We start from the raw sequence: 25,264 nt of genomic DNA, 5'->3' as shown, positions 1-25,264 counted from the left end.
ATCAGACGGCCTTGAGCTTGCCGCCCTGGATCTTGCCGCAGTCGCCGGCCGGCAGCAGCACGAATGATTTCGTGTCGCGCGCCTTGGTCGCTTGTCCCGCACAGGAATGCGCGCCTTCGGCGCAGTCATTCTTGGATACGGCATTGATGCCGTAGCACTTTTCCAGCTTGCCCTTCTCCATTCTGGCCATGTTGTCCTTGACGATCTGCGGCATTCCACTCATGTCCTTCGTGGGCTGCTGCGCCAAGACCGGCGTGGCCGCCATGGCAAGGGCGAGTCCGAGGGCGGACGACAAGGTCGAAGCGGCCAACATATGCTTGCTCATCATGCATTCTCCTAGAGTTGCGGCTCGAATCCGGGGCCGTGTCAGGAAATTCGGCTGTACGCGACCAAAGGTTACGTCTCTCCCGAAATTTTTTTTGCGCGACAAACGGTTCCCCATGACGCAAAATTCAGCCATGTCTTCCCCAACGCACCGACATGACGGCAAACCGAGTTCCGTGAGTGATACGCCGGACTCGGCGTATGCAGACTTCCCGGGCGCGCCAGCGGCCCGCCGGGCAGACGGCAGGGCGGATTGGTCCGTTGCGATGGCCCGCGCGCAACGCGGCGATCGCGAGGCCTACCGGCATTTGCTCGAGGCCATTACCCCCTACGTGCGGGCGCTGGCGGCACGCCAGGTCCGGAACCGCAGTGACATCGAGGACACGGTGCAGGACGTGCTGATGACGGTACACGCAGTGCGCCACACCTATGATCCGGCACGTCCTTTCGGCCCGTGGCTGGTTGCCATTGCCAACCGGCGCATCGTCGACGGCCTGCGCCGGCGCGGACGCATCGGCTCGCATGAAACCGAGCTTGACCCTGAGCAAGAAACCTTTTGGCCCTCCGCAGCGAACTTACAAGAAGAGGCTGTGGATGCGCGCGCGGTGCGGGATGCCGTCGAACGGCTACCGGCCGGACAACGCGAAGCACTGCGGATGCTCAAGCTCGATGAAATGTCGTTGAAAGAGGCCGCCGCCGCCAGCGGGATGTCGGTTGCCGCGCTGAAGGTTGCCACGCATCGTGCCTTGAAAACGCTGCGCAAATTGTTCGAATCCCAAGGTAATCAGTCGTGAGACCCACCCCTAACCTGATCGACTCGCTGGTGGCCGACGCGGCGCCGGTGCGGCGCTTGCGCCCGCCGATGGTGCGGGCGGCAGGCTGGCTGCTGCTGGCCGCCCTGATTCTGGCGTTGGCCGCGTCCCATCATGGCCTGCGCCCCGATCTGGCGGCGAAGCTGGCGCAGCCAGTCTTTGTCACCGGCGTGGCCGCAGCAATGCTGACTGCCGTGCTGGCCGCCGTGGCAGCGTTCATGGCCAGCGTCCCCGGCCGCTCCCGGCGATGGCTGCTGCTGCCGGTGCCAGCGTTCCTGGCCTGGTTCGCGACCGTCAGCTACGGTTGCCTGACAAATTGGGTCCAAATCGGTCCGGCCGGCATCTCGCTCGGCGAGACGGCCAGTTGCTTCGCCACGCTGATGATGGTCAGCGTGCCGCTGTCGTTTGCCTTGCTGATCATGCTGCGTTATGTGGCCCGACTTTCCCCGGCGCCGGTGGCAATGTGCGGCAGCCTCGCGGTTGCCGCCATGACGGCAACCGCGCTGTCCATCCTTCACCCGCTCGACGCCACAGCGATGATTCTGATGTGGAACTTCGGCGTCGCGCTACTGTTCGTGGGCGTCAGCGGGCGGTATGGAGATCGACTCTTCAATTGGGTGGCGCTGCACTGATGCGGTAGGGCGGCGTGGGATCGCAGATGCTGGCGGCAGGCGTGCCGCCAGCCGTCGAGACCAAGCCGCACCGCCTATACGAAGCGACAATCAAAACGACGAGCAATGTAAGACACCGTGATGCCCGAAGCAGGTTGCCGAGGTCGGGAACGGCTGTAGCGCTCGCGGCTGTCCTGTCTTTCGCATCCAGGCGCAGCACGCATTCGCGCCACGGGTCGGAATCCGGCGGATAGCCCAATTTCTCGCACGCCGGGCCATAAACCTGGATCATCTGGTCGACCTCGCGTTCCGCCATGCGCGGCATGGGCTTGCGTCGCGCAGCCCGCCAGTAGTGCGGCCAAGACTAATAGGTATTGCGTCGAGCGCATTTCACCCCCGCCCGAGCGGAAGATGCTATGCGGATGAATGGGCGCGGTGACCCGGCAGGTCACCGCCCTTGTGCATTCCGGGCCAGTGGAAATCCTGCGCCCAGCCCAAATACGACGGCGTACACAAATCAATGTCCGCGCCGGTCGACGTTCAACACGTGGTCGAGGCGCAGCACCTCATTGCCATTCATGGTAATCCGAGTGCCATCTTTCGCTTCCAACACTCGACCTTCCTTCACGCTCACGGCACGGCCGAACGGATTCTCCACCGCCATTTTCCCATCCTTGAACACGTGAACGGTCGAGCCGTCGTTGAGCGCATAGGACTTCACGATGTCACTCCTGTCGGCCGCGCTTGCGGACAGCGAAACGACGGTGGTGAGCACGGCGATTGCGAGCTTGTTGTACATGGCATGCTCCTTCGGCAGGCAAGACTAACGAGGCTCCGCCTCAGACCGACGAGTGATACATTGCTTGAACATAGCGTGCGAACTACGATCCAGGCCGACTTCGGCATTTCACGACCAATTACCACTCCTCGTAGTTTGAGGGGTGTCTCGCGACTCCCTTCATTGGGACGCTGGCCTTCAAGCCATCTGTTGTTGGCCGAAGAAGTCTGGGGAAAGTTTGTGCGACGACAGCCCCCTTCCCAGAATGCGTTGCCGGGGGAAGGGGGCGTTTTGTTTCTCGTGAAAGAAACTTGACTCATTTGCACTGCATTTCAACTAGTCAAGGACTCTAGTTCGGAGCGAGTGTCCGCAGACTCTCGGCTCCGACACGTAGACGCGCAGCCAGGCTGCGCGTGGCAGATCAGACGCGGTAGCCGTAAAGTGTGCCGTCGCCGGTACGCGCGTTGTCGAGCGCGTCGGCCACAAGATCTGGCGCCGACGCCCGAGCGCCATCCGTGTAGGGGTCAAACTTGCCGCTCTTGGCGCCATCCGTAAATGGATCGCGCTTATCGCCAACCCTTGCGCCGTCCGAGTAAACGTCGAATTTCCCTGCCTTGCTGCCATCGGTGTACGGATCCCGCGGCCCCGTGACGTTGCTGCCATCCGTGTACACATCGCGCACAGTGGCCGCATAAGTTACCGCTGTGCCGAGTGCTGCGGTGGTGGCCACGACGATAGTCAATAGTCGCTTGCTCATTTTCGCGCCTCCTTTCATGAAGGACCCGGTTCTCGATCTGGGAACCCGGTAGTAGAAAATTCGCCGGCAAGCACCAAAAGGTTACAGGCCCCGCCCACGGCCGACAGCAGGGGCGGCAGGTGTTCTGGCACAACCGAGATCCAGTTGCCGCATGAGGCCGCTGGAACACCTTCTGGCCCCGCGGCCTGGCCCTGCACGAATCGCCCGAGGCGCGCGTACCGCAAGGAGGCAGAGCACCCGCTGCTGTGGGCCTTCATCGAGCGCGGCAAGACGCTGTCGTCGGGGCGACGCGTTGCCGCCGCTCGCTTGCCACGCACTTGACCACCTACCCTACCCAAGGCGGGCGCCGGGGCTATGTGGGCTAGCGCACATAGCCCCCTGGTCACTAGTCACTCCCTTCGGGTGGTCGACGGAGCTTGGTAAGCGTCGGTGCGTGGGTGGAAGGCGAACCAGGCGAACCAGTAGGCCGTCTGCGACGGGTACGGCTTGCCATCGGAGACGGCTTGCGCCGACCGGGTCGCCGGGTCAAGCCGAATTTCGAAGAGTCTGCCGCCCACCCGGTCACGCACTACATTGCCGGCCTTTGCGAGTTCGGTGAACGGATAGGCCTTGAAGCTGCCATTCGCCCCCACGCCGAGCACCCATTCCTTGGGGTGGAAGCGGTGGCTTTCCTGGCGAACGCGGAACATCACCACCGCGTTGGTCATGTAGTCCGAATAGGGATTGAAACCGTAGTTGCGCTGGTAGCCGGTACGCTCGAAAAGCACCACGGTGTGCGGATGTTCTTTCTGCCATGCTTGCCAAGTGGTATGGGTGATTGGGAAACCCATCAAGGCGGCCCCCTTGAGTGGACCCGATATCGCCTTGCCGAGCATCTGCGACCACAGCGATTGGCTCTGTTTGTCATACAACAGCAGATTGCTGTTATAGAGCAGGCCAGACACGCCAAAAGTCAATCGTTTGCCATCGACTCTTGCCGAGTGCGCAGCGCCCGTGCCGCACAGGGGGCAAAAGCTTACGACCAGCGGTTCACCATTGAACTCGTCGTTGACGATTTCGTGCCAGATCAGAATGCGCTCGGGGTAAGCCTTGGCCACGCCGTTCAACAGCACACCGAGGACGCGGTCGTCGGACCTCAAGAACGTCGCCTCGGAGGCAGCCACGAAGCGTGGCGCGATCAGCGCCGGGATCCCGTCGCGTGGCGGCCCGCCGTTGACGATTTCATCTTGCGAGACCAAAGCGCCATGTAAGTCAAAACCATTGGCATAGCGGTCGGCACACTCAGCGGGTCTGCTCCACACAAGGGCGATGACGCAAGCCATCGTCAGCAGCCAGCCGAAGATGCGGGTAACAGGGGCGATGTCCCCGACGAGTGGAGAATTCACTTGCGACAGCCTCCCGGCAATTGGCGTGTCACCGTTAAGATGAGGAAACGGTAGCTGCGATGGATGTCGTGAGCATCATGGCGGGCAGTTGCGGCCTTGTGTGTTGACGGTCCAGTCATAGGGAATGAACTCGATTTCCATGCCTTGAGGAAGCCTCACCGGCGCGTAGCGATTGATGTACGCATTCAATGTGGGGTTCCGCTTCAGAAAATCGTTCCTTGTAGAAATCGAAAATCGATGAGACCCGGACAGTGCGCCCCGCCAAGTCGACCTGAAGGTTTCGGGACTCGCTGAAGAAGCGCCGTGTGGCCTCGTCGAGTTGCGTGTCGAGGTGTTCGGCAGAAAATGGCTCGTTAGGCAGTTGAGGGCAGCCTCGCACCATGCAATTCAGCGCAAAATGCACGCGCTCATCCCCGAGCGGCCGGATCACGCTGTTCTCATAGGTGTAGAGCGTCATCGCCTTGCCACCGATCGCAAAGCGCCTGGCACCAAAAAACCGCATCCGGGTAAGCCATCCCAACTCCTTCGGCATGCCAGAGACAATGACGTTGTACATGGCAAGCGCGTTGTAGGAATTGATGTAGTAGGCAAGCGCGTCATTTCGCGTTGGGAACGCCGCTGGCATGCTTTGCGGACTCACGCGCGCGATATAGTCGAGGTAAATGCGCAGGTCAGCCGGGTCATTGGCGATTCCGCAGAAGTCCACCTGCCCGCGTTCATTCACATGCGCGCGCAGCACGCGTGCCCAGGTCGCGTCGGCCTCAGCCACCGCGACCTGCGCCGTGCATGGGACGATCCAGCCCGCCATTAGCGCGATGCAAATGGCGAGTAGAGGGTAGCGGAGTTTCTTGAGGAACATTGCAAATCTCGCCAGACGGATTTTCACTTCTCGGAGCGCGCATCGCGGCGTCCCGTCGCGCCCGACCTTTCCGTTGATCGCGTTGGCACGCGTCGCGTCACCTGACCTCAGTTCGTACAGCACACCGCATCCTGCGCGATCCTGGACCGCCCCTCCGGCCGGCAACGGGCGTCCCAACATACAGATGCCGCGCCTATCACTTCCGTGGAGCCTGCGTGTTCTGCTTGTCCGACGAAAATCCGGCCCAGGGCTTGACCATCGAACACGTCCAGCCCAGCTCACCCCAGAATTGAACGCGGGGCACGAATCAGCCCCCGCGCCGATCGGCGTTCAACGCGCTGTCGAGACGCATCACCTCGTTGCCCTTCATGGTGATCCTGGTGCCGTCTTTCGCCTCCAGCACCTGACCTTCCTTCACATTCACTGCGCGGCCGAATGGATTTTCCACTGCCATCTTCCCATCCTTAAAGACGTGCACGGTCGATCCGTCCGCTAGTGCATAAGACTTCACGATGTCACTCATGTCGGCCGCGAATGAGAACAGCGAAACGCCGGTGATGAGCGCAGCAAGCGCAAGCTTGTGGTACATGGAAAGCTCCTTCGGCAAGTCAGCCTGAGCCGAGTGTGCGGTCACACTCGGCTCAGACCGGCGGACGCGCAGGCGCGGCTGTGTTCCACCAATCAGACGCGATAGCCGTAGAGGGTGCCGTCGCCGGTACGCGCGCTGTCGAGTGCGTTAGCGGCGAGATCCAGCGCCGAAGCATGCGTGCCATCGGTGTACGGGTCAAACCGGCCGCTCTTGGCCCCGTCTGTGAATGGGTCGCGCTTGTCGCCAACCCTTGCGCCATCCGAATAGACGTCGAATTTCCCTGCCTTTCCACCATCGGTGTATGGATCGCGCGGCCCCAGGACGCTGCTGCCATCCGTGTACACATCGCGCGCTGTGGCCGCAGAGGCCGTGGCTGCGCCCAAGGCGACCGTGGCCAAGACGAAGACCCATAGTTTCTTGGTCATTTTCACACCTCCTTCCATGAGGGATTCGTTTCCCGAAGCGAAGACCATCTAAGCCGGTACTGGGAGATTCGTCGGCAAACGCAAAAAGGTTACACATCGCCGTACCCACCAAGGACGGCGGGGCGACAGGTCGACCTTCCCGGTCCATGCGGCGTCCATCCTGACCTCGCAGATTCCGTTGCGAATGGCATCGATGCATACCGAAGATGTCGCGAGTGCTAGAAACGGCACGGCGCCAGGAAATCGGCGCAAGCGGTGCCGTGGCGAGATACAGGCAATAGCGCATCCCTCGAATGAAATGACCGGACAGACAACACAATTGATGCCCCGAATGCCCGCTTCGCGATGAATGTGATTGTGTTACGATCGGTCCAGAAAGGAATCATTCATGGCACGCTCAATTGAATTTGACAAATCCCAGGCGCTTTCCGCCGCGATCGAGGCGATCTGGCATCGCGGCTATCATGCCGTGTCGACCAGCGACCTGACGGCTGAGATGGGGCTTGCCAAGTCTTCCCTGTACAACACTTTCGGCAGCAAGCGGGAAGTCTTCATGGCCGCCTTGCGGCAATACAGCACGGAGCGCGCTGCGCAATTGGCGAAAAGCCTCCAGCGACAGCCCGCGCCCAAGAGCTTGCGTGCGCTGCTGACCTCGGTCGCCGGTGATAACGATGCCGGCAAGGGGTGCCTGCTGGTGAACTCGGCAGTAGAAGTGGCCCCGCATGACCCGGACATCGCGACCATCGTGCATGACGGCTTCATCCAGATGGCGCGCGTCTTCGAAGCGGCGATTCGCGCCGGCCAGGCGCGCGGCGAGCTCCGCGCTGACGTCGAGCCCAAAGCTGAAGCGATCGCCCTGGTTTCCGGCATCGCCGGTCTGCGTGTACTCTCCAAGGCGGGTTTTGGCGCCAAGGCGCTGACGCCGACGATTGAAGCCCTGCTGGCGAGGCTTGAACCCTAGACCTTTTTTTGTCTTTTTTGGACTATCTGGTCCAGTTAGCGTCCGTAACCAGGAGGAACATGATGGAAAACCTTGCACATCTCTCCCTGCCCGCCCAAGCACTTGAGACCGCCCAAGGGCGGTCCAGGGAAGCGCTCGATACCGCCCTCAGGCAGGCGGGCATGATTCCCAATATGTATGCCAAGATGGCCAATGCCCCCGGCCTGCTTGAGACCTACCTGTTCGGCTACAACCTGTTCCGCAAGGAGTCCGGTTTTACGCCGCCCGAGCAGGAGGTCGTGCTGCTCACCATCAGCCGGCTGAACGAGTGTACCTATTGCATGGCAGCCCACAGCATGATTGCGGAGGCCGTCTCCAAGACCCCGGCGCAGGCCATTGCGGCAATCAGGGAGAACCTGCCGATTGAGGATGCCAGGCTGCGCGCCTTGGCAACCTTTACCCGACTGATGGTTGAATCACGTGGGCGCCCGACCGACCAGGACGTGCAGGCATTTCTCGCGGCCGGCTACAGTGAACGGCAGGTGCTTGAAGTCATTCTGGCCATTGCGGTCAAGACACTCAGCAACTACGCGAATCACATTTTCCATACCGACCTGGACCAGCGTTTCGAGGGACACGCATGGCAGCCTGAACACTAGCAAGCCCCGGCAAGGCGTTAATGCAGCGCGGTTGCCATGAGGGGGTGAGGCCGGTGAACTTTCCAGCATGGCACGCGCAGCACTCGGGCTGCAGAACTCGTAACCCACAGGACCTGTTGAAGATCGGTAGACGATGAGCTGTGGCGATGCCCACCGCGGCGTTCGGATCCCACTCCCGTCGCCGCTTCGGTCGGTCAGGCTAGCCCAGACCGACGGCATACGAAGTTGGGGGTCGATCATCCGGTCTTTAACCATATGTACGCACCGGCCTGACAATGGCGCATTGCCGGCAGTTGCACAATGAGGTCACGCGACCTCCGGCACGAGCTCGTGCACGGCAATACCCTCGACTGGGTCCAGTATGCTCTTCCAGGGCGCAAGCTCGATCATCCGCATGGTGGCACGGTAGCCGGCATCCCATCGCGCCTGCATTCGGGCGGCGCTGAAATCGAAATCCTTAGTGTAGTCGTCGCCGTCCATCCTGGGCGCCTTCAGTTGAATGACTTGCATCGTGGTCCCGCAACCCCATTGCAGTAATTCCTTGACCGCCGGCGATTCCCGCTCGCCCGATGGAATGTATCGGGCGAGTTCGCGAATGACGTGCCGCAACCGATGAATTTGGCGCTGCCGTGGCAGTTGGCTCTCCACTCGGCTGGCATACTGAATATCCTTTTGCCGGCTGATAACCTCCCAGATCGTTTGCGGCTCAGGACCCTCCGCAGGCCATAGCTGCACCGCAAAAATGACCGAGTCACGGCGGGGACTGTCATCCAGCACGACCTCGATCGGTGTATTGGAATAGATGCCACCATCCCAGTAGCTCTCGCCATCAATACGCACGGCCGGAAATGCTGGTGGCTGGGCGGCGGAAGCCAACACGTGCTCCAGGCCGAGCGTGGTGTCGCGGTTAGTGAAATAGCGCAGGCCGCCGCTACGCACATGCACCGTGCCCACGGTAAGCCGCGTGTGGTTTTCGTTCAAGTAGGGGAAGTCTACGAGCTTGGCGAGCGACGCGCGCAGCGGCGCCGCCGAGTAGTACGCCGCCGCCTCGGCGCCGAGCCGAACGTGTGGGCTGAGCCATGCGCTGGGCTGTGGCTCAAAAAAAGTCGGAAGACCGTTGATAAGCACGGTCAGCTTGTGGAAGGTGTCGCCGGCAGCGGAGTAAGGGCCGATCAGTGGGGACAAGCCGCAGCGTGTCACGCCGCACCAGAACCGACGCAAGCAGTCCAGTCGGTCCGCTGGTCGGTTGCCGGCGATCATGGCCCCGTTAATGGCACCGATCGACGTGCCAACGACCCAGTCCGGTTCAATGCCGGTTTCGTGAAGCGCCTGGTAGACTCCCGCCTGGTAGCTGCCCAGCGCCCCACCGCCCTGTAGCACCAGTACCACCTGCCCAGGCAGCGTCGGAGTTTCACGCAAGGTGGAACGCCCGACGGTGGTCATCGCCGCGTTGCTTTCCATCGACCATTTCCCTTGTTTTCGACCGCCAGTCCAGGCGCCAAAGGCAGATGCGTGCCGCAGCCGGGTTCGACGCAGCGAAATAGCTGGACTCGCCCCGGCAGCCAAATTGCGTGCCGTCGCCAGCCTCGCTTGCGTTGCCTGAAGGACTGGCAGCCTGCTCTAGCAAACAGGCACGCGCGTCGTCCAAGCACGGACGCGCGAACCTGAGCGTCGCCGGTGATTGGGTCGGACCGGGCCACGCCCAGCGCAACCGCATACGCGTTGGAAGTGCCCGCCTTCGCCGCTGCAAGATCAGGTCCAAGGGTTTCCATCTGCAGCACACTCGCAGTGCAGAGGATAGGTTTGGCGCCCATCTTTCGCTCCCTCAATGGCACATCTAAAGCCGTCCGAAGCCTCTCTATCTGAAAGTTCGCTCGCAACGCGGAAAAGGTTTCCGACTCTGGGCCGAACGGCGTTCCCTTTGAGGCCGCAACCAGCAATTCAGCCAATCAGATAGCCGCATCTGCGGATCCCCACCCTCAGCTGAGCCGATGCCGAGCAAGACCGCAGGAGGCGAAACAGAGTCCCCCAAACAGACGCCTGCGTGGAATAGGTGACGTATGCCTGCCGCGTCGATGAAGTCCGGACGCCAAATTCGAATTGCTGCGAGTGAAGCGCCATACACCAGGCAGCGTCAAATGGCTGCGTATGCGGCGAAGTCGTTTAAACTGACGCCGCCAATTCCGCGTGTGCCGGAAGGCACCTGAGGCCATTTTGCCGCTACACAGGAGAACCGCATGAAAGCTCTGCGTTGGTTGCTGCCGCCCCTGCTGCTGTCACTTGCCATGCCCCTGCAGGCTGCCGATGGCTTGGTCACCGTTCGAAGTCCGTTGGCGCCGAGGGCGGCCATGGACAAGCTTGAAGCAGCGGTAAAGGAGCGAGGGCTGACCGTGTTTGCGCGCATCGACCATGCGGCAGGCGCGGCGAAGATCGGCAAATCGCTGCGGCCGACTGAATTGCTGATTTTCGGCAATGCGCAGGGTGGCACGCCTCTGATGGAATGCGCGCAGTCGATCGGCATAGACCTGCCGTTGAAGGCACTCGTATGGGCGGACGCCGACGGACGGACATGGGTTAGTTACAACGATCCGGCGTTTCTTGCCCAGCGCCACGGTGTGCCTGAGTGCCCCGCTGCGGGCAATTTGCGCGAGGCCCTGTCGCGATTGATTGGCGCGTCCGTGGCGCCGTAAAAGCGTCAGACAAGTGGAGCCATGCCAATGGAGGCGCGGGCTGACTGCGAAGCGCCTCAGGTTACCGCCGGCTGCACGCATAAAAATGTCATCGCTGCGCGGGACGCCGCGGTTGGGTGGCTTGTGACTCCACCGTGGCGCGCGGCGGGCGCGCTCATTTCCTACCCAGCTGAGCGCCTGTATCGGCGCATCCATCCTGGCTAAGGCCTGTCGCATTGGGCTGGATTCGCGGCTGACCGCAGTGCCCGGCGAAGCGGGAAATCGGGCTTGACTCTGGAGTTAGCTTCAAGGTCTATCCTGATCGTGACGGGGCGGTTGCATGCGCATCGCCCTCAGCGTCACCGATGTGGAAAGGAGCCCGCAAATGACTGCCAAACGCAAGGTTGAGGTGTTCAGCGCCGGCTGCCCGGTCTGCGCGGAGGTGGTTGCCTTGGTGCAAGAGTTGGCCTGCCCGTCCTGCGAGGTCGCGGTACTCGACATGCACGACATCGAGGTGGTGAAGCGCGCCCAGGCACTCGGGGTACGCTCGGTGCCGGCCGTGGCGATCGACGGTCAGCTCGCCGGCTGCTGCGCCGGCCGCGGCGTGGACGAACAGAGCCTGCGCGCCGCCGGTCTTGGCCAGCCTTGATGCGACGCCGTGCTGACCATAGGCAAGCTGGCGCAAGCGGGCGATATCAGTCCTGACGCGCTTCGCTATTATGAGCGCGAAGGGCTGCTTGCCCCCGCTAGCAGGACCGAGCGCGGGTATCGCCTCTATGGCGAGGACGCTGTGCGGCGTATTCGCTTCATCCAGCACGCTCAAGCGTGCGGCTTCGTCTTGGCGGAAATCCGCGAACTGCTGCACTTGCGCCAGGCCGACAGCGCCTGCTGTGCCGATGTGCGGCAGCGCGCCATCGAGAAGAAGCTCCAGCTTGCCGCCAAGATTCGCGCTATGCAGGCCATGTCCGCCGCACTCGACCGGCTGATCGCCGATTGCCCCGATGGGACGCGATCGGTTGACGACTGCCCGATCCTGGCTGCTCTGGCACACGTCGATGGCGACCCGATGCGCCCGCCGCGAGGATCGCGCCGCAGGAGAATCATGAAAGGAAATGAGGTGCCCCGCCTTGACGCACTGCGCAAGACGTAGTTGTCGCGGACAAAGTAAAGAGTCGCCCGCGCTTTAGGCCTGCCGCAAAGCGGGTTCTCGAAACGGTCATTACCTCATCCCGCACAGCAGGACAACTGGGCCACATCCTTGGAGAAGGCCTGCGCGGCGAGCTTCAACCCCTCGACCATCGTCAAGTATGGGAACAACTGGTCGGCCAGTTCCAACACAGTCATCCGCGCCCGGATCGCTAGCGCCGCCGTCTGAATCAGCTCGCCAGCTTCCGGTGCCACCGCCTGCACGCCGATCAGACGGCCAGTGCCGGCCTCGGTTACCAGCTTGATGAATCCGCAGGTGTCGAAGTTGGCAAGCGCCCGCGGCACGTTGTCCAGCGTCAACAGCCGGCTATCGGTCTCGATGCCGTCATGGTGCGCTTCCGCCTCGCTGTAGCCCACGGTGGCGACCTGCGGGTCGGTGAAGACGACCGCCGGCATCGTGCTCAGATCGAGCGCCGCATCGCCTCCGGTCATGTTGATCGCCGCGCGGGTGCCGGCCGCTGCCGCCACATAGACGAATTGCGGTTGGTCGGTGCAGTCGCCGGCGGCGTAGATGTGCGGCGCCGTGGTGCGCATGCCATGGTCGATGACGATGGCGCCCTGCGCGTTGACCGTCACCCCCGCCACCTGCAGTGCCAGCTCACACGTGTTGGGCGCGCGGCCGGTGGCGACCAGCAACTGGTCGGCGCGGATTTCGCCGTGCCCGGTGGTGAGCACGAATTTGCCGTCCGCGTACGCCACCTGGCTGGCCTGCGTGTGTTCCAGCACCGTGATGCCCTCGGCTCGGAAGGCGCCTGCCACGGCCTCGCCGATGGCCGGGTCCTCGCGGAAGAACAGCGTGCTGCGTGCCAGGACCGTGACCTGACTGCCGAGCCGGGCGAAGGCCTGCGCCAGCTCCACGGCCACTACCGACGAGCCGATCACGGCCAGCCGCTTCGGCAAGGTGTCGCTCGCCAGCGCTTCGTTCGAGGTCCAGTAGGGGGTGTCCCTCAGGCCGGGGATCGGCGGCACGGCCGCGCTGGCGCCGGTGGCGATCAGACAGCGGTCAAATGCCACCTCGCGCTCGCCGCAGTCGGCCAGGCGCACGCTCAGGGCATGGCCGTTCTGGAAGCGCGCCTCCCCGCGCAGTACCGTGATGGCTGGGGTGCTTGCCAGGATGCCCTCGTACTTGGCGTGGCGCAGATCGTCGACGCGCCCCTGCTGCTGGGTCAGCAGGCGTTCGCGCAAGATCGCCGGCGGCGTGGCCGTGATGCCGCCGTCGAACGGGCTTTCGCGGCGCAGATGGGCAATGTGGGCCGCGCGGATCATGATCTTAGACGGCACGCAGCCGACGTTGACACAGGTGCCGCCAATGGTGCCGCGCTCGATCAGGGTGACCTGCGCACCTTGCTCGACAGCCTTGAGCGCCGCCGCCATCGCGGCACCGCCGCTGCCAATGACGGCAATGCGCAGGGCGCTGGCATGGTCCGCGCCCTTGTCGCCGCCGCCTGGCCAGCCTAGGGCCGTGTCGAGCAGGCTGCCGCGATTTTCCGCCGGCGGGGCCCCCGCGAGCATGGCCTGGTAGCCAAGTCCGGCCACGACGGCAGCCAGCGCATCTGGCAACATGCCGGGCTCGGTTTCGATTTGCGCCATGCCTTTCGGGTACGACACGACCGCCGACCGCACGCCGGGCACCTTCTCCAAGACATCCTTGACGCGCACGGCGCACGAGTCACAGGTCATTCCAGTGATCGTCATGTGAGTCATGCCACAGTTCCTTTGTTCATCTCGGCAGCGGCCAACGCGGTCAGCCGCGCTTGGCCGGCAGTTCACAGGCGTCCGGTGCCCCGCAGCGCTTCGCCGGCGAGACAAAGTCCCAAATCGATACCCCGAGCATGAAGGCCAGGCCGACATAGAGCAGCGCCTCGCTACGCCAGCCATAAGTCAAATACACCGCTGCCAGCACCAGGGATGGGCCAATCGCGCCGAGCGCGGTCCGGGGCCACTGCCGATGGTGGAACCAAGCGGTCGCGTTGGCGACCAGCGCGATGCCAGCGAACACCGGCAGCAGGACGGTAATGAACAGCCCTTCGTACTGGCTCAAGAAGCCCAGGCCAATGGCCGCGCCCAGGCCGGCGATGGCGGGAAAGCAACTCGCGCAACCCATCGCCGAGACGATGCCGCCGAGAGCCCCTGCCTTGTTGGCCACGCGCGTGATCCGTCCCATGGCGTCACTCTCGTGTTCGCTGCGGGGCTTACCGCTTGACGCTGGACGGATAGCCCGCGTCCTCGGTCGCCTTGGTCAGTTTCTGCACGCTGGTCTTGGCATCGTCAAAGGTGACGACGGCCTGGCGCTTCTCGAAGCGCACATCGGTCTTGCTCACGCCGTCGACCTTGGAGAGCGCCTTTTTGACCGTGATCGGGCAGGTTTCGCAAGTCATACCCGGCACGGACAGCGTGACGGTTTGCATGGCGGCCCACGCGGGAGCGACGGCGGCGAGCGCGAGGGCGGCAAACACATTCTTCATGGCGAACTCCTGATCAGTAGAAAAATGGCATGACGTAGGGGAATCCGAGCGCAACCAGAACCAGCAGGGCGACGGCCCAGAAAATGAGCTTGTAGGTGGCGCGTACCCGCGGGATAGCGCAGGCCTCGCCCGGCTTGCAGATTTGCGCCGGGCGGAAAATGCGCCGCCAGGCGACGGACAGCGCCAGCACTGCGGTGCCGAGGAACAGCGGCCGATATGGCTCCAGCGCCGTTAAATTCCCGATCCAGGCCCCGCTGAAACCGAGCGCGATCAGGACCAGCGGCCCCAGGCAGCAGGTAGAGGCGAGGATGGCGACGAGGCCACCGGCGAAGAGTGCACGACGCCCAGCTTGCGGTTGCGGCATGAGTCCTTTCGAAGTAGGAAGGGATAGCGTAACCTTACTTCCGTACTTTTGTACGGAGTCAAGCGGGATGGATCGCAGTTTGGAGAATTTGACCATCGGCGCCTTCGCCAAGGCGGCCGAGGTCAATGTGGAAACCATTCGGTTTTACCAGCGCAAGGGGTTGCTGCCGGAGCCGGACAAGCCTTATGGCAGCATCCGCCGCTATGGCGAAGCGGATGTGACGCGCGTGCGGTTCGTGAAAGCGGCCCAACGGCTGGGCTTTACCTTGGACGAGATCGCCGAACTGCTCCGGCTGGAGGATGGCACCCATTGCGAGGAGGCCGGTAGCCTGGCCGAGCGCAAGCTCAACGACGTGCGCGCAAAGCTGGCCGACCTGAGACGCATGGAGGCCGTGCTGTCCGAACTGGTGTGCGCCTGCCATGCCCGGCAGGGCAACGTATCCTGCCCGCTGATCGCATCGCTGCAAGCGGGAAACGTGCGCCAAAGGGCGTAGTGGACGCGGCTACGCTGACCCGGCTCCTTCCGGCTTCTGTTCGGCCCCCTGGTTGCAGCCGGCTCATGCGCCGTCTCGACGGGCAAGCGACCTGGCCGAGTCAGCTATCGTCGCGAGGGCGAAGCGGCTCCAGCGGGCGCAGCGCTTGCACGGCGCGTTTGAGCAGCAAGATCCAGTCGTCCAGTTCCTCTATGATGGCCTCGGCTTGGTCCACGAGGGTCGGGCCAGTGGTTGGATACGACAATGCGGCGCCGTTGATCAGAGTATGTGCCATGCCGTGCAAGCACAGCAGATCGTCGCGCAGCCCGGCTGGCTCGCAGCAACGCGCGCGGATCGCATCGAGTTGGTCCACCACGCGCAAGATGGTGGTCGTGTCGAACGACTCCTGCAGAGCCTGCAGGGCAACGGTATCGACCCTGCCGTAAGGGGTATCGGTGTCAGGCATGACGCGGTTTGCGGACGGAGTGGGCGGGGCCGGCAAAGAGGCTGTCGCGAATCCAGGCTTCCGGCAACCGCTCCAAATTGAGTTTATAGTCGCCGAAGCGCTTGATGTTGCTGGTGAGGTAGGGACTCAGGAAGCCGATGTCGGCCACGTCGACCTTGATCCCTTCCTTCACCATCGCGCGCAGGGCCTGCATCATGTCCGCCGTGTTCTGCAGAATCACGGCCGAGGCGATCAGGTCGTTGTAGCGCAGGCGCTTCTGCTGTTCGTCGGGGTCGTTTTCGGCCAGCACGTCACCGCCGAACGAGAACCATTTGGCAAAGCCATTGTAGGACTCGATCTTGTTGGTGGTCGCGGTGATCTCCTGGCGCAACTCGCGGCTGCCGATCCATTCGAGCAGGAACGCCGTGCGCACGACCTTGCCGAGTTCCTGCGCCGCCAGAAACAGGCGGTTGCGGCGGCTTTCCGAGCCGAACCGGCGCAGCAGGAGCGGCGAGGAGATTGTTCCGGCCTGAATCGACAGCGCTACCTGCATCAGGTCCTGCCAGTGGAAGGCGATCAGGTCCCAGTCCACGATGTCCGAGAACAGCCGGTCGATGTGCTTGTATTTGGTGTTGGCATCGGCTCGGTAAAGCTTCAGATCCTGCCAGTTGCGGATGCGCGGCATCAGGTTGATGCCCAGCAGATGCGTGAAGGCGAACACCGCGGCCGACTGGCCCTGAGTGTCGGCGTGCACGGTATCGGCCTCGACACTCAAGCCGGCCTTGAGCAGACCCTCGATCACGTAGATGGCTTCCCACACGCCGGGCGGAATGAAATGCCGGAACACCGCGATGTAGTTGTCGGCCACGTGCCGGTAGGCCACCGCGCCCATCTTGCGGTAGCGGAAGTGGTAGCCGGCCAGCAGGTTGTTGTCGTAGAAGTCGTACTGCGTGCCGTCCGCCGCCACGGTCTTGCCATCGCCCCAATGCTTGGGCAGATCGAGCCGCAGGTACAGCTCGATCAGTTCCCGTTGCGCAGTTTCGAGCCGTTCCAGACTCAGATGACGGCGGTTGACGAACGACATCATGTGAGGTGTCACCCGGTCTCGCATATGCCGGGCCGCCTGGGTGGGTCCAAGGTTGCAGCCCATGGCGAAGATGGTCAGCAGGTACCGCTCGGCGGCATTGCGGATCTTGGGGTCGCTGCCGGAGAGCGGGCCAAAGTGCCGCGTGAAGTGAGTCCAGTGTTCGATATTCGCCAGCACGTCCAGCAGGTTGCGTGTGGGCATGCGCCGGATCAGCGCCTGCTGCAACGCCACCGCGCTCGCCGGAATCTCGCGCGCGACAGTGCGCTTGAGCACCGGCTCGCCGTCCTGGCCGATGGTCACGTGCTGGCGTTTGTCGGGAAAACTGCTATCCAGCGTGCGTGCCGCCTCGCCCAGCCACTGGCGCAGATGCGCGACAAAGTCCTGCGCGTTGGACGGCATCTCCAGCTTGGCGCAGTACTCCGGCAGGCGCCGCTCGCATTCCCGCCAGGGCAGCAGGTGTGCCCGGTAATCGGCAAAGGCATCGGAGCCCACCACGCACAGGTCGCCGGAGCGCAGTTCGTTCACCATGTGGGAGAGCACGCACAACTCCAGATAGCGCCGGTTGGTCGGTGCGCCCTGGTCGTGCGGGCGACGCACGAGCTTCCTCCAGCGCTCCGAGGCAAAGCTGAGATCCACCTCGGCGGCGATCCACTCGCGGTGCAGCGCTTCGTTTTCCAGCACCACGTCCAGCGCGGCCAGCAGCGTGCGTGACTGGCTGGTCGACTCCCACTCCAGCACCTGCGCCAAGCGCAGCATCACCGAGCGGTGGGCCCGGAAATGCCGCCACAGCAGCGGCAGGTAATTGTTGCCGCTGAAGGCCCGCACTTCGGCGCAGCTCTCGCGCAAGGCGTCCAGATCGCCGGACGGCGCCAGGAAGCGGCGCACCTGCGCGCCGATCTGCGCATCGTCCTGCCCGTCGGCGACGATATCGACCACGCCGTCCAGTAGCGAGACGAGCTTCTCCATCTGCGCGCGCTGGCGCGACTGGATTCGCTCCATTTCGTCTTTCGCCCGCTTGTGGATGGCACCCATGCGGCGGATGAACATTTCGGCGAGATCGTCCCGGGTGCGCACGCGCATGTGGTTGAGCAAGGCGACGATCAGCGTGTAGCGCTTCTCTGACAGGATTTCCCGCAGATTGGCCGCGTCCAGGCTCATCGCCTGGCTGGCGAGGGAGCGCAGCTTCGAGGCTGGCACGCCTGCGATCGTGCCAGAGAAATCGCCAAGACCATCGAGTAAGGTCAGGTGTTCAATCAGTAGGTTGAGATGCTTGCGGGATGGGCGGCGCGCGTGCCGCTTGATGTTGTTGTAGGCGGTCAGGCGGTTGGTAAATTCTCGGGTGAGAAGCCGGTCCAGCCTCTGCTTCTCCTCATCAGACAGGCGCCGCGCGACACGCCGGAACAGCGCGGTCTGCGTGCGCGCATGCACTTGCCCGGCGATGCTGTCCAACGTGGAGAAGGCCGGCAGTTCGATCTGGTGCAGGATCAGCGCGTCAATGGTGGCATTGATGATGTCCACCGGCTGATCCATGGATTCCGCGGCCTCGCGCGCGGCGCGAATAGCGGTCTCGTTAGCATCGCTGCCGATATAGGGCTGGACACCGAGAAACTCGCGCACCGCTGTGTAATGACGGTACAGCGTGGGAGACAGCCTTCGGTCATAGCCAAACGCGGCATTGGGATCCAGCCCGGCGCTGGCGCGCACATGGTCGATCACGGCCGTCGGTATGCTGTCCAGGTTGGGAAAGTAATGCAGTTGCTGGAAGACCTTCAGTAGCACCAGCAAGCCAAGACGCGCACCCTGGCCGCGGGTGGAACGCGCGGCCCAATCCAGCTCCTCGGCGTCCGGCGTGTAGCACGCCTGCAATTCCTTGGTGGAGAAGACCTTCGGAAAACGCGGGTAAGCGGTACGCTCGACAGTAGCCATACAGGATCTCGGCAATCGCTGAAGGGCCAGCCAGTCTAGCGGAGGGTCCCGGCGGAACGCTAGTAGCGCCTCATAACCCCTGGAAATAACATCGCTAATCTATATAACCAAAAGGCTTATGGTAGCGGATTCCCGTATCTTGGCTGGAGGCCTACGGGTTCTCGTCGTCTCGGGCAAGGGACAGTGAGCACCTGCGCGAAGCAGTCCAACGAATTCGCGCTCAAGTCAGTGCAGTCTCGCTATTTCCGCTTCTAATACGGGAAAGCGCTGGCCGAATTCACTGATAAGTGGTTGATTTTCCGGAAAACGCAGCCTCACGAATTCCGGATCCTCGCACTTCAACGGGCATTGTGATGGATAAAACCGAAGGCGCCGCTTGATGTGGCACCATGACCACGGTACGCGTGCCGGGCAGCGCCGTGTCGATGCCGAACTGCTGCCTGCCGGTGGGGACTTGTCGCGCGCATCGAGCCGGCCGGTGGGCTTGCCGATCAGCCTGAACTGCTGCGGCGACTTCAGCTGCACGCTTGCTGGCACCGGCTCGGCCAAGGCCGCGGCGGCCAGCTCGCCGTACGTGGCCCGGCGGCCGTCGGGCGCGGTCACCACGCCGGCCTCGGCCTTCAGCTGCCCGGCCGGGACCCCGAAGCGCCTGGCGGCCGCCCCGAGCAGCATGGCGCGCATGCGCGCGCCGACCTCGCGATACTGGGTCCACGAGTTTTTCATGCTGGTCGCCTTGCTCCAGTCCGCGTCCAGTTCCTCGGCCACCAGCATCGGCAGTGCCGTCTGCACGCCCTGCCCGAACTCAAGCTTGCCGATCGTGACCATCACGGTGCCGTCGGCATCGATACTGACGAAGGCCGATGGCTGCACTGGCGCCTTGGGCTGCGCGGCCGCCTCCGTCTGCGCGCCAAGCGGAACGGCACAGAGCGCGAAGCCCGAGCCGAAGCTCAGTTTCAGGAAGGTCCGCCGGTCGATGCCGCCGCTTGCCTGCTGCATGAGTCTCATGGCATCTCCTCAGCCGATAGCCTTGGCTGCATCCTTGACCGCGGCATGGATGCGCGCGTAGGTGCCACAGCGGCACAGGTTGGCGCTCATGGCCTGTTCGATGTCGGCATCGGTCGGGCGCCGGTTGACCCTGAGCAGCGCCACCGCCGACATGACCTGGCCGCTCTGGCAATAGCCGCACTGCGTGACGTCGTTGCGCACCCAGGCCTCTTCGACCGCGCGCCCCACCGGGTCCTCGCCGATGCCCTCGATCGTGGTGAGCTGCCGGCCGGCGATGGAAGACACCGGTGTCACGCACGCGCGGCGCTGCTGGCCATCGACATGTACCGTGCACGCGCCGCACACGGCGATGCCGCAGCCGAACTTGGTGCCGGTCAGGCCCAGCGTGTCGCGCAGCACCCACAGCACCGGCGTGTCGCCGGGCACGTCAACCTGCTGGGTCTTGCCGTTCAGTTGAAAGGAAATCATGGCTGGCTCCCGTTGCTGGTGCCTTTCGTCTGGGTCAAGGCGCCTGATCCGGCGATAGCGCGCAGGTTCTTCAGCAAGGCTTCGTCGGCGGCGGCGCGTGTAGGACCGGCAGAGGTGCGCAACGGCTCGCGCGTATCGCACGGCGCGCCGTTGCGTATCCACTGGCGCACCTGCTCGTCGAACGCGGGCTTGTCCAGCGGCGGCAATTCACGCCCCGGCCCCGGCTGCCAGCCCCAAGCCACCAGGTGGTCGGTCACCATGTGTTCTTCGAGCATCGCCAGCGAACGGCCGCCATTGGTCCTGGTGTCCCGGAAGACCTTGCATAGCGCCGGCCCGGACAGGCCCAGCCATGACATCTTCATCTTCGCCGGCGGCATGTGCCAGCCCGGCTGGCCATTGGTATCCAGCCCGGGCGGCGCATGCGCGAGCGGGCTGTTCTGGGTGCCATGGCACGTGGCGCATTGCAGCGGCGGCACGCCCTTGCCGTCGGTGCCTCGCTGCACCGGTGGAAAATGCACCCGTTTCGCATTGCCCTGCAGCGGGCCGTCCGGCACGTGGCAATTCAGGCAGCGGGCATGCAGCAGCACACGCTCGATCTGCGCGAAGGCCTGCAGCCCCGCATTGCGGTCCGGCGTGGCCGACATCTGCGTGGGCTGGAAGGATCCGCCGGGCCCGGCAGCGAAGGCAAGCACCGGAAGCGTCAGGACCGACCCCGCCAAGAGCTGGCGAATGGCGGCGACGAGGGGGTTGCGGGCGTCATGCTTCATGGAGCCTCCTCCTTCACCGTCGTCGGCGTGCTAGATCGTTGTAGTGCCTGATGCGATCCCTGGCAAGACGAAACGGCAGCAGAGGCCCCAGGCGCCCGGATCGGCAAGCAGCACTTTTGCGGGATGGTCACCAGCGCTGCAATGTCGCGATGAAGTTCTATGATGCAGAATCATGCAGACGAAGCGCACTGCCGATCGAAGGCATGGCGCGCTCCGATCAAACGGCCTGTGATGCATATGGACCAAGATTCGCGACAAGACGCCTCTGATGGATCGGTGATGTTCGCGGACGTCTGCGACAGCACCAGGCTCTACGAGCAGGCCGGCGATGCGGCGGCGCTTGGCGCAATCCGCCAGTGCCTGGCGCTGATGAAGTCCCACTCCGCGGCCGCGCAAGGCCGGGTGGTCAAGACCATCGGTGACGAAATCATGGTGCTGTTTCCCACCGCGGAGAATGCGATGCGGGCGGCACTGGACATGCAGGAGGCCGTCGCCGGGCTGCCGCCGATCATCGGCGCTCCGCTGGCGATCCATATCGGCTTTCACCATGGCCCGATCCTGTCGGATGAATCCGGCGACCTGTTCGGCGACACCGTCAACCTTGCCGCCCGACTGGCCAGCCTGGCGTCGCGGGGCCAGATCATCACCAGCAAGAACGCGGTGGAGCAGCTCTCAGCAGGGCTGCGCCAGATGACACGCTACCTGTATCCGATACAGGTGCGCGGCAAGCACCAGGTGATCGAGCTGTACGAAGCGATCTGGCAGCAGAGCATCGACCTGACCCTGGTGGCCCCGGTGGATCTTGCATTGGCCCGCTCGGCACTGCTTTCGCTGCGGTATCGGGAAACCGTCTTCGAAATGAACACCGCCTCGCCGCCTGTCACCATCGGCCGGGACACGACCATGAGCATTGTCGTCACGGACCGGCAGGTTTCGAGATTCCAGGCCACGGTGGAGCCGCGCGGCGGCCGCTTTGTCCTGATCGACAGAAGCTCGAACGGCACCCATGTGAAGATCGATGGCGAAAGCGCGCTCATCCTGCGCCGTGACGAAATCACGCTCAGGGGTCATGGCTGGATTACCTTTGCCCAGCCGAAAGAATGCATCGACGAAGGTATCGAGTTCTTTGTCGACGAGAAGTAATGCTGGCAGGAAGGAAGCCGCGCGGCCGCAACCCATAGGAGCAGGCCGCGGCCGCGCGTGGCTGCTTACCCTCCCAGTTCCTGGAAGGCGTGCCCGTTGGCTTCCAGACCCTTCAACATGCCGGGTGGCAGTGCGCTCTCCGGAACCGTCCCTTCAAGTTGCCACTCCTTTGCGTCGGCGAGGTCCTGAAGTCCTTCCCCCTTGCGCACATAGAGACCCAGCGTCGGCTTCAGCAGATTGATGTAAAAGTCGTACTCCTGCATTTGCGAACCTCCCACGAAAGTCGTGATTGCCCTGGCTCTTGCGCTCAAGCGCTGGAGTCTCCTGCTGCGACGGTGCTGTCCGCCTTCCTGGGTGCAGCGCCCTTGGCGGCAGCTTTACCTGCCTTCGGCTTCTTGACGGCTTCCATCTTCCTGAAGACCACGGCTTCGCTTGCCTTGTCGTAGCCAAGCTCGACGCTGTCGCCTGATTTCAGCTTGTCGCCGAGGATCTCCTTGGCCAGGCCGGTCTCGACCGACTGGCGGATCTGGCGCCGCAGTTCCCGCGCACCAAACTCAGGCTGGTAGCCCACCTCGACCAGGTGATCGACCAGCTCATCGTCGGGCTTGACCGTGATGTCCTGCGCGGCGGCGGTGCGCACCACACGCTCCAGCTGGATCTGCACGATCGCGCGGATGTTCTCGCGCGACAGCGCATGGAACACGATGATGTCGTCGATTCGGTTCAGGAACTCGGGCCGGAAGTGTCCCTTCAGCACCTTCATCAGCGCCTCGCGCAAGTCCTTCTCAGGCATGCGCTTGTCCTCGGGCTGCTCCAGGTTGTCCATGATGATCGGCGCGCCCAGGTTGCTGGTGGCGATGATGACGGTATTGCTGAAGTCCACCACGCGGCCCTTGCCGTCGGTCAAGCGGCCGTCGTCGAAGACCTGCAGCAGTACGTTGTTCACGTCCGGGTGGGCCTTCTCGATCTCATCCAGCAGGATCACGCTATAGGGCTTGCGCCGCACGCGCTCGGTCAGCTGCCCGCCTTCGTCATAGCCGACATAGCCCGGCGGCGCACCGATCAGCCGGGCCACCGCATGGCGCTCCATGTACTCGGACATGTCGATGCGGATGATGGCCTGCTCGTCGCCGAACACGGTTTCCGCCAGGGCCTTGGCCAGCTCGGTCTTGCCGACGCCGGTCGGCCCTAGGAAGAGGAAGGTCGCGATCGGGCGGTTAGCCTGCCCCAGGCCTGCGCGCGACAGGCGCACCGCATCGCTGACCGCGACCACCGCGTCGTCCTGCCCCACCACCCGCTCGCGCAGCCGCGCTTCCATTTTCAGCAGCTTCTGGCGCTCTTCCTGGGTAAGGTCGGTCACCGGGATGCCGGTCAGGCGCGACACCACTTCGGCAATGGCCGCAACCGTCACCTCCAGGGTCTCCGACCCCGTCTTGCGCTGCCACGCCTCGGTCAACTCGTCAAGCCGCTTCTGCTTGTCGTTGATGCGGTCCTCGAAGCCCTTGGCCTCGTCAAAGCGCTTGCGCGACGACGCATAGTCCTGCTCGCGCTTGAGCTGGGCGATCTCGGCCTCCAGTTCCTGGATATCCGCGGGGCGTGAGGTGGCGCCGATGCGCACGCGCGCCGCGGCCTGGTCGATCAGGTCGATGGCCTTGTCCGGCAGGAAGCGCGCGGTGATGTAGCGGTCCGACAGTTCCGCCGCGGCCACAAAGGCGTCGTCGGCGAAGGTGACCTGGTGGTGCGCCTCAAGCTTGTCGCGCAGGCCGCGCAGGATGACGATGGTCTGCTCGACGGTCGGCTCCGGCACCAGCACCGGCTGGAAGCGCCGTTCCAGCGCCGCGTCTTTCTCGATGTACTTCTGGTATTCGTTCAGCGTGGTGGCGCCGATCAGGCTCAGTTCGCCGCGCGCCAGCGCCGGCTTGAGCACGTTGGCGATATCGAGCCCGCCCTCGCCGCCGCCCTGCCCCGCGCCGACGATGGTGTGCAGTTCGTCGATAAACAGGATCAGTTCGTCGTTCTTGGCGGTGACCTCGTCAATCAGCTGCTTGGCACGCTCCTCGAACTCGCCGCGGTACTTGGCGCCCGCCACCATCGAATTGATGTTCACCTCAACCAGGCGCTTGCCGCGCAGCACCTCCGGCACATCGCCATTGACGATGCGCTGCGCCAGCCCTTCCACGATCGCGGTCTTGCCCACGCCCGGCTCGCCAATCAGCACCGGGTTGTTCTTCTTGCGCCGCGCCAGCACTTCGATCGCGCTCTCGATCTCCTGCGCACGGCCCAGCACCGGATCGAGCTTGCCCTGCCGCGCGATCGCGGTCAGGTCGCGCCCGAACTTGTCCAGCGTGGGCGTGCCGGTGGGCGTATCGACGCGGCCATCCTCGGCGCCCTTGCCGACCACCTTCACCACCTTCTGGCGCAGTGCCTCGGGGGTGACGCCATACTTCTTGAGCAGCGTCCCGGCGATGCTTTCCGGGACCGAGGCCAGGCCGATCAGCAGGTGCTCGGGGCCAACGTAGGAATGCCCGAGGTCGCGCGAGGCCTGGAAGGCATACTGGAAGGCCTTCTTCAGCCGCGGCGAGATCGTCATCCGGTCGATGGCCGCGTCAGGCCCGGCGGTTCCGGTCTGCGCGTGCTCGTCGATATAGCCCCTGATATCCTGCGGCGAGAGCTTTAGCTCCTTGAGCAGCGCCGTGCAGACATCGGTATCGGCGAGCACGTAGAGCAGGTGCTCGGTGTCCAGCTCATTGCGCCGCAGCTCGTGGGCCTTCTCCGCGGCGCGCTGCAGCAGTTCCATGGTCTGCTCGCTGAAGGCATCGGTGGGGTCGACGGATTCGCGCGGGACTTCGGTGGAGAATCCGGGATGCTCGTCGTCATCCATCCCGCCTCCCATTCCTCGGAAGAAGCGGGACAGCCCGCCGCCACCCAGCAGGGAGTCGAACGGGTTGAGCATGTCCTGGTGGCGCAGCAGCTGCCGGTAGTCGTAGTCGCAGATCGACATCGTCTTGCGCTCGCCGTCCTGAACCACCGTCACCCGCGCCACGGCGGGACGTGCGTTGCAGATTTCGCATAGGGTCGGCATGATGGACTTTCCTCCACAGGTAGGTC

28 protein-coding genes and 1 pseudogene are annotated in these 25,264 nt (G+C 63.7%); 9 read left to right on the top strand and 20 right to left on the bottom strand.

The genetic code is table 11. From position 1 onward, the window contains the following. Position 1: 1 nt before the first annotated feature. On the bottom strand, positions 2-325 hold the full coding sequence (gene bufA1 / locus AC3WQZ_RS01505) for a BufA1 family periplasmic bufferin-type metallophore (RefSeq protein ID WP_492299926.1): 324 nt from the start codon (positions 323-325) through the stop codon (positions 2-4). A gap of 265 nt (positions 326-590) precedes the next feature. On the opposite strand from bufA1, the gene AC3WQZ_RS01500 reads away from it, so the two are divergent. Both AC3WQZ_RS01500 and AC3WQZ_RS01495 read left to right on the top strand, forming a co-directional pair. Then, positions 591-1,118 carry a sigma-70 family RNA polymerase sigma factor gene (locus AC3WQZ_RS01500; RefSeq protein WP_492299891.1) on the top strand — a complete coding sequence of 176 codons (528 nt, stop codon included), beginning with the start codon at positions 591-593 and terminating at the stop codon, positions 1,116-1,118. Then, complete coding sequence (locus tag AC3WQZ_RS01495) at positions 1,115-1,768, top strand: NrsF family protein (protein ID WP_492299889.1); 654 nt, start codon at positions 1,115-1,117, stop codon at positions 1,766-1,768. Before AC3WQZ_RS01500 ends, AC3WQZ_RS01495 begins: the two co-directional genes overlap by 4 nt. On the opposite strand, the gene AC3WQZ_RS01490 is transcribed toward AC3WQZ_RS01495, so the two are convergent. The 7 genes from AC3WQZ_RS01490 to AC3WQZ_RS01460 form a co-directional block, all read right to left on the bottom strand. Further along, entirely contained in the window at positions 1,746-2,072 is a 327-nt protein-coding gene (locus tag AC3WQZ_RS01490; protein ID WP_492299888.1) for a hypothetical protein, read from the bottom strand. The two genes, AC3WQZ_RS01495 and AC3WQZ_RS01490, sit on opposite strands and share 23 nt — an antisense overlap. 192 nt (positions 2,073-2,264) lie before the next feature. Then, positions 2,265-2,546 carry a periplasmic Cu(I)/Cu(II)-binding protein CopK gene (gene copK / locus AC3WQZ_RS01485; RefSeq protein WP_492299886.1) on the bottom strand — a complete coding sequence of 94 codons (282 nt, stop codon included), beginning with the start codon at positions 2,544-2,546 and terminating at the stop codon, positions 2,265-2,267. Positions 2,547-2,946: 400 nt separating this feature from the next. Then, entirely contained in the window at positions 2,947-3,282 is a 336-nt protein-coding gene (locus AC3WQZ_RS01480; protein ID WP_492299884.1) for a hypothetical protein, read from the bottom strand. A gap of 389 nt (positions 3,283-3,671) precedes the next feature. Then, positions 3,672-4,667: a DUF3179 domain-containing protein gene (locus tag AC3WQZ_RS01475; protein ID WP_492299883.1), complete on the bottom strand. Its 996-nt coding sequence runs from the start codon at positions 4,665-4,667 to the stop codon at positions 3,672-3,674. 115 nt (positions 4,668-4,782) lie between these two features. After that, entirely contained in the window at positions 4,783-5,649 is an 867-nt protein-coding gene (locus AC3WQZ_RS01470) for a DUF547 domain-containing protein (protein ID WP_492299881.1), read from the bottom strand. Positions 5,650-5,833: 184 nt separating this feature from the next. Next, positions 5,834-6,115, bottom strand: a complete 282-nt coding sequence (copK, locus tag AC3WQZ_RS01465) for a periplasmic Cu(I)/Cu(II)-binding protein CopK (protein WP_492299880.1) — start codon at positions 6,113-6,115, stop codon at positions 5,834-5,836. 92 nt (positions 6,116-6,207) lie between these two features. Continuing rightward, positions 6,208-6,540 (bottom strand): hypothetical protein, encoded by a 333-nt coding sequence (locus AC3WQZ_RS01460; protein WP_492299878.1) that lies wholly within the window; start codon positions 6,538-6,540, stop codon positions 6,208-6,210. A gap of 388 nt (positions 6,541-6,928) precedes the next feature. Here AC3WQZ_RS01460 and AC3WQZ_RS01455 point away from each other — a divergent pair, with 388 nt between their 5' ends. Together AC3WQZ_RS01455 and AC3WQZ_RS01450 are read left to right on the top strand one after the other, a co-directional pair. Next, complete coding sequence (locus tag AC3WQZ_RS01455) at positions 6,929-7,501, top strand: TetR/AcrR family transcriptional regulator (protein ID WP_492299876.1); 573 nt, start codon at positions 6,929-6,931, stop codon at positions 7,499-7,501. 59 nt (positions 7,502-7,560) lie between these two features. Then, positions 7,561-8,139 carry a carboxymuconolactone decarboxylase family protein gene (locus tag AC3WQZ_RS01450; RefSeq protein ID WP_492299875.1) on the top strand — a complete coding sequence of 193 codons (579 nt, stop codon included), beginning with the start codon at positions 7,561-7,563 and terminating at the stop codon, positions 8,137-8,139. Between the two features lie 306 nt (positions 8,140-8,445). Here AC3WQZ_RS01450 and AC3WQZ_RS01445 read toward each other — a convergent pair whose 3' ends face one another. Then, positions 8,446-9,600 (bottom strand): patatin-like phospholipase family protein, encoded by a 1,155-nt coding sequence (locus tag AC3WQZ_RS01445; protein ID WP_492299874.1) that lies wholly within the window; start codon positions 9,598-9,600, stop codon positions 8,446-8,448. 776 nt (positions 9,601-10,376) lie between these two features. Between AC3WQZ_RS01445 and AC3WQZ_RS01440 the strand changes: the two genes are divergently transcribed. From AC3WQZ_RS01440 to AC3WQZ_RS01430, 3 genes are all read left to right on the top strand, one after another. Continuing rightward, a complete protein-coding gene (locus AC3WQZ_RS01440) occupies positions 10,377-10,829 on the top strand; it encodes a DUF302 domain-containing protein (protein ID WP_492299872.1) in 453 nt (150 codons plus the stop codon). Between the two features lie 364 nt (positions 10,830-11,193). Beyond that, positions 11,194-11,457: a thioredoxin family protein gene (locus tag AC3WQZ_RS01435; RefSeq protein WP_492299870.1), complete on the top strand. Its 264-nt coding sequence runs from the start codon at positions 11,194-11,196 to the stop codon at positions 11,455-11,457. A gap of 9 nt (positions 11,458-11,466) precedes the next feature. Beyond that, positions 11,467-11,958, top strand: a complete 492-nt coding sequence (locus AC3WQZ_RS01430; protein WP_492299869.1) for a heavy metal-responsive transcriptional regulator — start codon at positions 11,467-11,469, stop codon at positions 11,956-11,958. 74 nt (positions 11,959-12,032) lie between these two features. Here AC3WQZ_RS01430 and merA read toward each other — a convergent pair whose 3' ends face one another. Genes merA through merT form a run of 4 tightly spaced genes read right to left on the bottom strand, consistent with a single transcriptional unit; the run spans position 12,033 to position 14,843 of the window. Then, positions 12,033-13,718, bottom strand: a complete 1,686-nt coding sequence (merA, locus tag AC3WQZ_RS01425) for a mercury(II) reductase (RefSeq protein WP_492299868.1) — start codon at positions 13,716-13,718, stop codon at positions 12,033-12,035. Between the two features lie 40 nt (positions 13,719-13,758). Then, positions 13,759-14,178 carry an organomercurial transporter MerC gene (gene merC / locus AC3WQZ_RS01420; RefSeq protein WP_492299867.1) on the bottom strand — a complete coding sequence of 140 codons (420 nt, stop codon included), beginning with the start codon at positions 14,176-14,178 and terminating at the stop codon, positions 13,759-13,761. 28 nt (positions 14,179-14,206) lie between these two features. Further along, the gene (gene merP, locus AC3WQZ_RS01415; RefSeq protein ID WP_492299866.1) at positions 14,207-14,479 is read right to left on the bottom strand and encodes a mercury resistance system periplasmic binding protein MerP; all 273 of its coding nucleotides are present in this window, start codon (positions 14,477-14,479) and stop codon (positions 14,207-14,209) included. 13 nt (positions 14,480-14,492) lie between these two features. Continuing rightward, positions 14,493-14,843 (bottom strand): mercuric ion transporter MerT, encoded by a 351-nt coding sequence (gene merT / locus AC3WQZ_RS01410; protein ID WP_492299864.1) that lies wholly within the window; start codon positions 14,841-14,843, stop codon positions 14,493-14,495. A gap of 67 nt (positions 14,844-14,910) precedes the next feature. Between merT and merR the strand changes: the two genes are divergently transcribed. Continuing rightward, complete coding sequence (gene merR / locus AC3WQZ_RS01405; RefSeq protein ID WP_492299863.1) at positions 14,911-15,336, top strand: mercury resistance transcriptional regulator MerR; 426 nt, start codon at positions 14,911-14,913, stop codon at positions 15,334-15,336. A gap of 100 nt (positions 15,337-15,436) precedes the next feature. Here merR and tnpC read toward each other — a convergent pair whose 3' ends face one another. From tnpC to AC3WQZ_RS01380, 5 genes and pseudogenes are all read right to left on the bottom strand, one after another. Then, positions 15,437-15,781, bottom strand: coding sequence for a Tn3 family transposase post-transcriptional regulator TnpC (gene tnpC / locus AC3WQZ_RS01400; RefSeq protein WP_492299861.1), 345 nt, complete (start codon positions 15,779-15,781; stop codon positions 15,437-15,439). Beyond that, positions 15,774-18,773 (bottom strand): Tn3 family transposase, encoded by a 3,000-nt coding sequence (locus AC3WQZ_RS01395; RefSeq protein ID WP_492299859.1) that lies wholly within the window; start codon positions 18,771-18,773, stop codon positions 15,774-15,776. Before AC3WQZ_RS01395 ends, tnpC begins: the two co-directional genes overlap by 8 nt. Before the next feature lie 385 nt (positions 18,774-19,158). Then, positions 19,159-19,778: pseudogene (locus AC3WQZ_RS01390) on the bottom strand (molybdopterin cofactor-binding domain-containing protein); the annotation flags it as partial. A 9-nt stretch (positions 19,779-19,787) separates the two neighbouring features. Then, positions 19,788-20,246 (bottom strand): (2Fe-2S)-binding protein, encoded by a 459-nt coding sequence (locus AC3WQZ_RS01385; RefSeq protein WP_011617196.1) that lies wholly within the window; start codon positions 20,244-20,246, stop codon positions 19,788-19,790. Next, the gene (locus AC3WQZ_RS01380; RefSeq protein ID WP_492299857.1) at positions 20,243-21,013 is read right to left on the bottom strand and encodes a hypothetical protein; all 771 of its coding nucleotides are present in this window, start codon (positions 21,011-21,013) and stop codon (positions 20,243-20,245) included. Before AC3WQZ_RS01380 ends, AC3WQZ_RS01385 begins: the two co-directional genes overlap by 4 nt. Before the next feature lie 237 nt (positions 21,014-21,250). On the opposite strand from AC3WQZ_RS01380, the gene AC3WQZ_RS01375 reads away from it, so the two are divergent. Then, a complete protein-coding gene (locus AC3WQZ_RS01375; protein WP_011617198.1) occupies positions 21,251-22,156 on the top strand; it encodes an adenylate/guanylate cyclase domain-containing protein in 906 nt (301 codons plus the stop codon). Positions 22,157-22,221: 65 nt separating this feature from the next. On the opposite strand, the gene AC3WQZ_RS01370 is transcribed toward AC3WQZ_RS01375, so the two are convergent. Both AC3WQZ_RS01370 and AC3WQZ_RS01365 read right to left on the bottom strand, forming a co-directional pair. Further along, the gene (locus AC3WQZ_RS01370; protein WP_010809303.1) at positions 22,222-22,419 is read right to left on the bottom strand and encodes a hypothetical protein; all 198 of its coding nucleotides are present in this window, start codon (positions 22,417-22,419) and stop codon (positions 22,222-22,224) included. Positions 22,420-22,463: 44 nt separating this feature from the next. Beyond that, positions 22,464-25,238, bottom strand: coding sequence for an ATP-dependent Clp protease ATP-binding subunit (locus AC3WQZ_RS01365; RefSeq protein ID WP_492299856.1), 2,775 nt, complete (start codon positions 25,236-25,238; stop codon positions 22,464-22,466). Positions 25,239-25,264: the final 26 nt, after the last annotated feature.

Source organism: Cupriavidus sp. FW305-26, from assembly GCF_058787975.1.
Note: the sequence above shows the minus strand (reverse complement) of the source record. Positions and strands in the feature narration are given on the sequence as shown.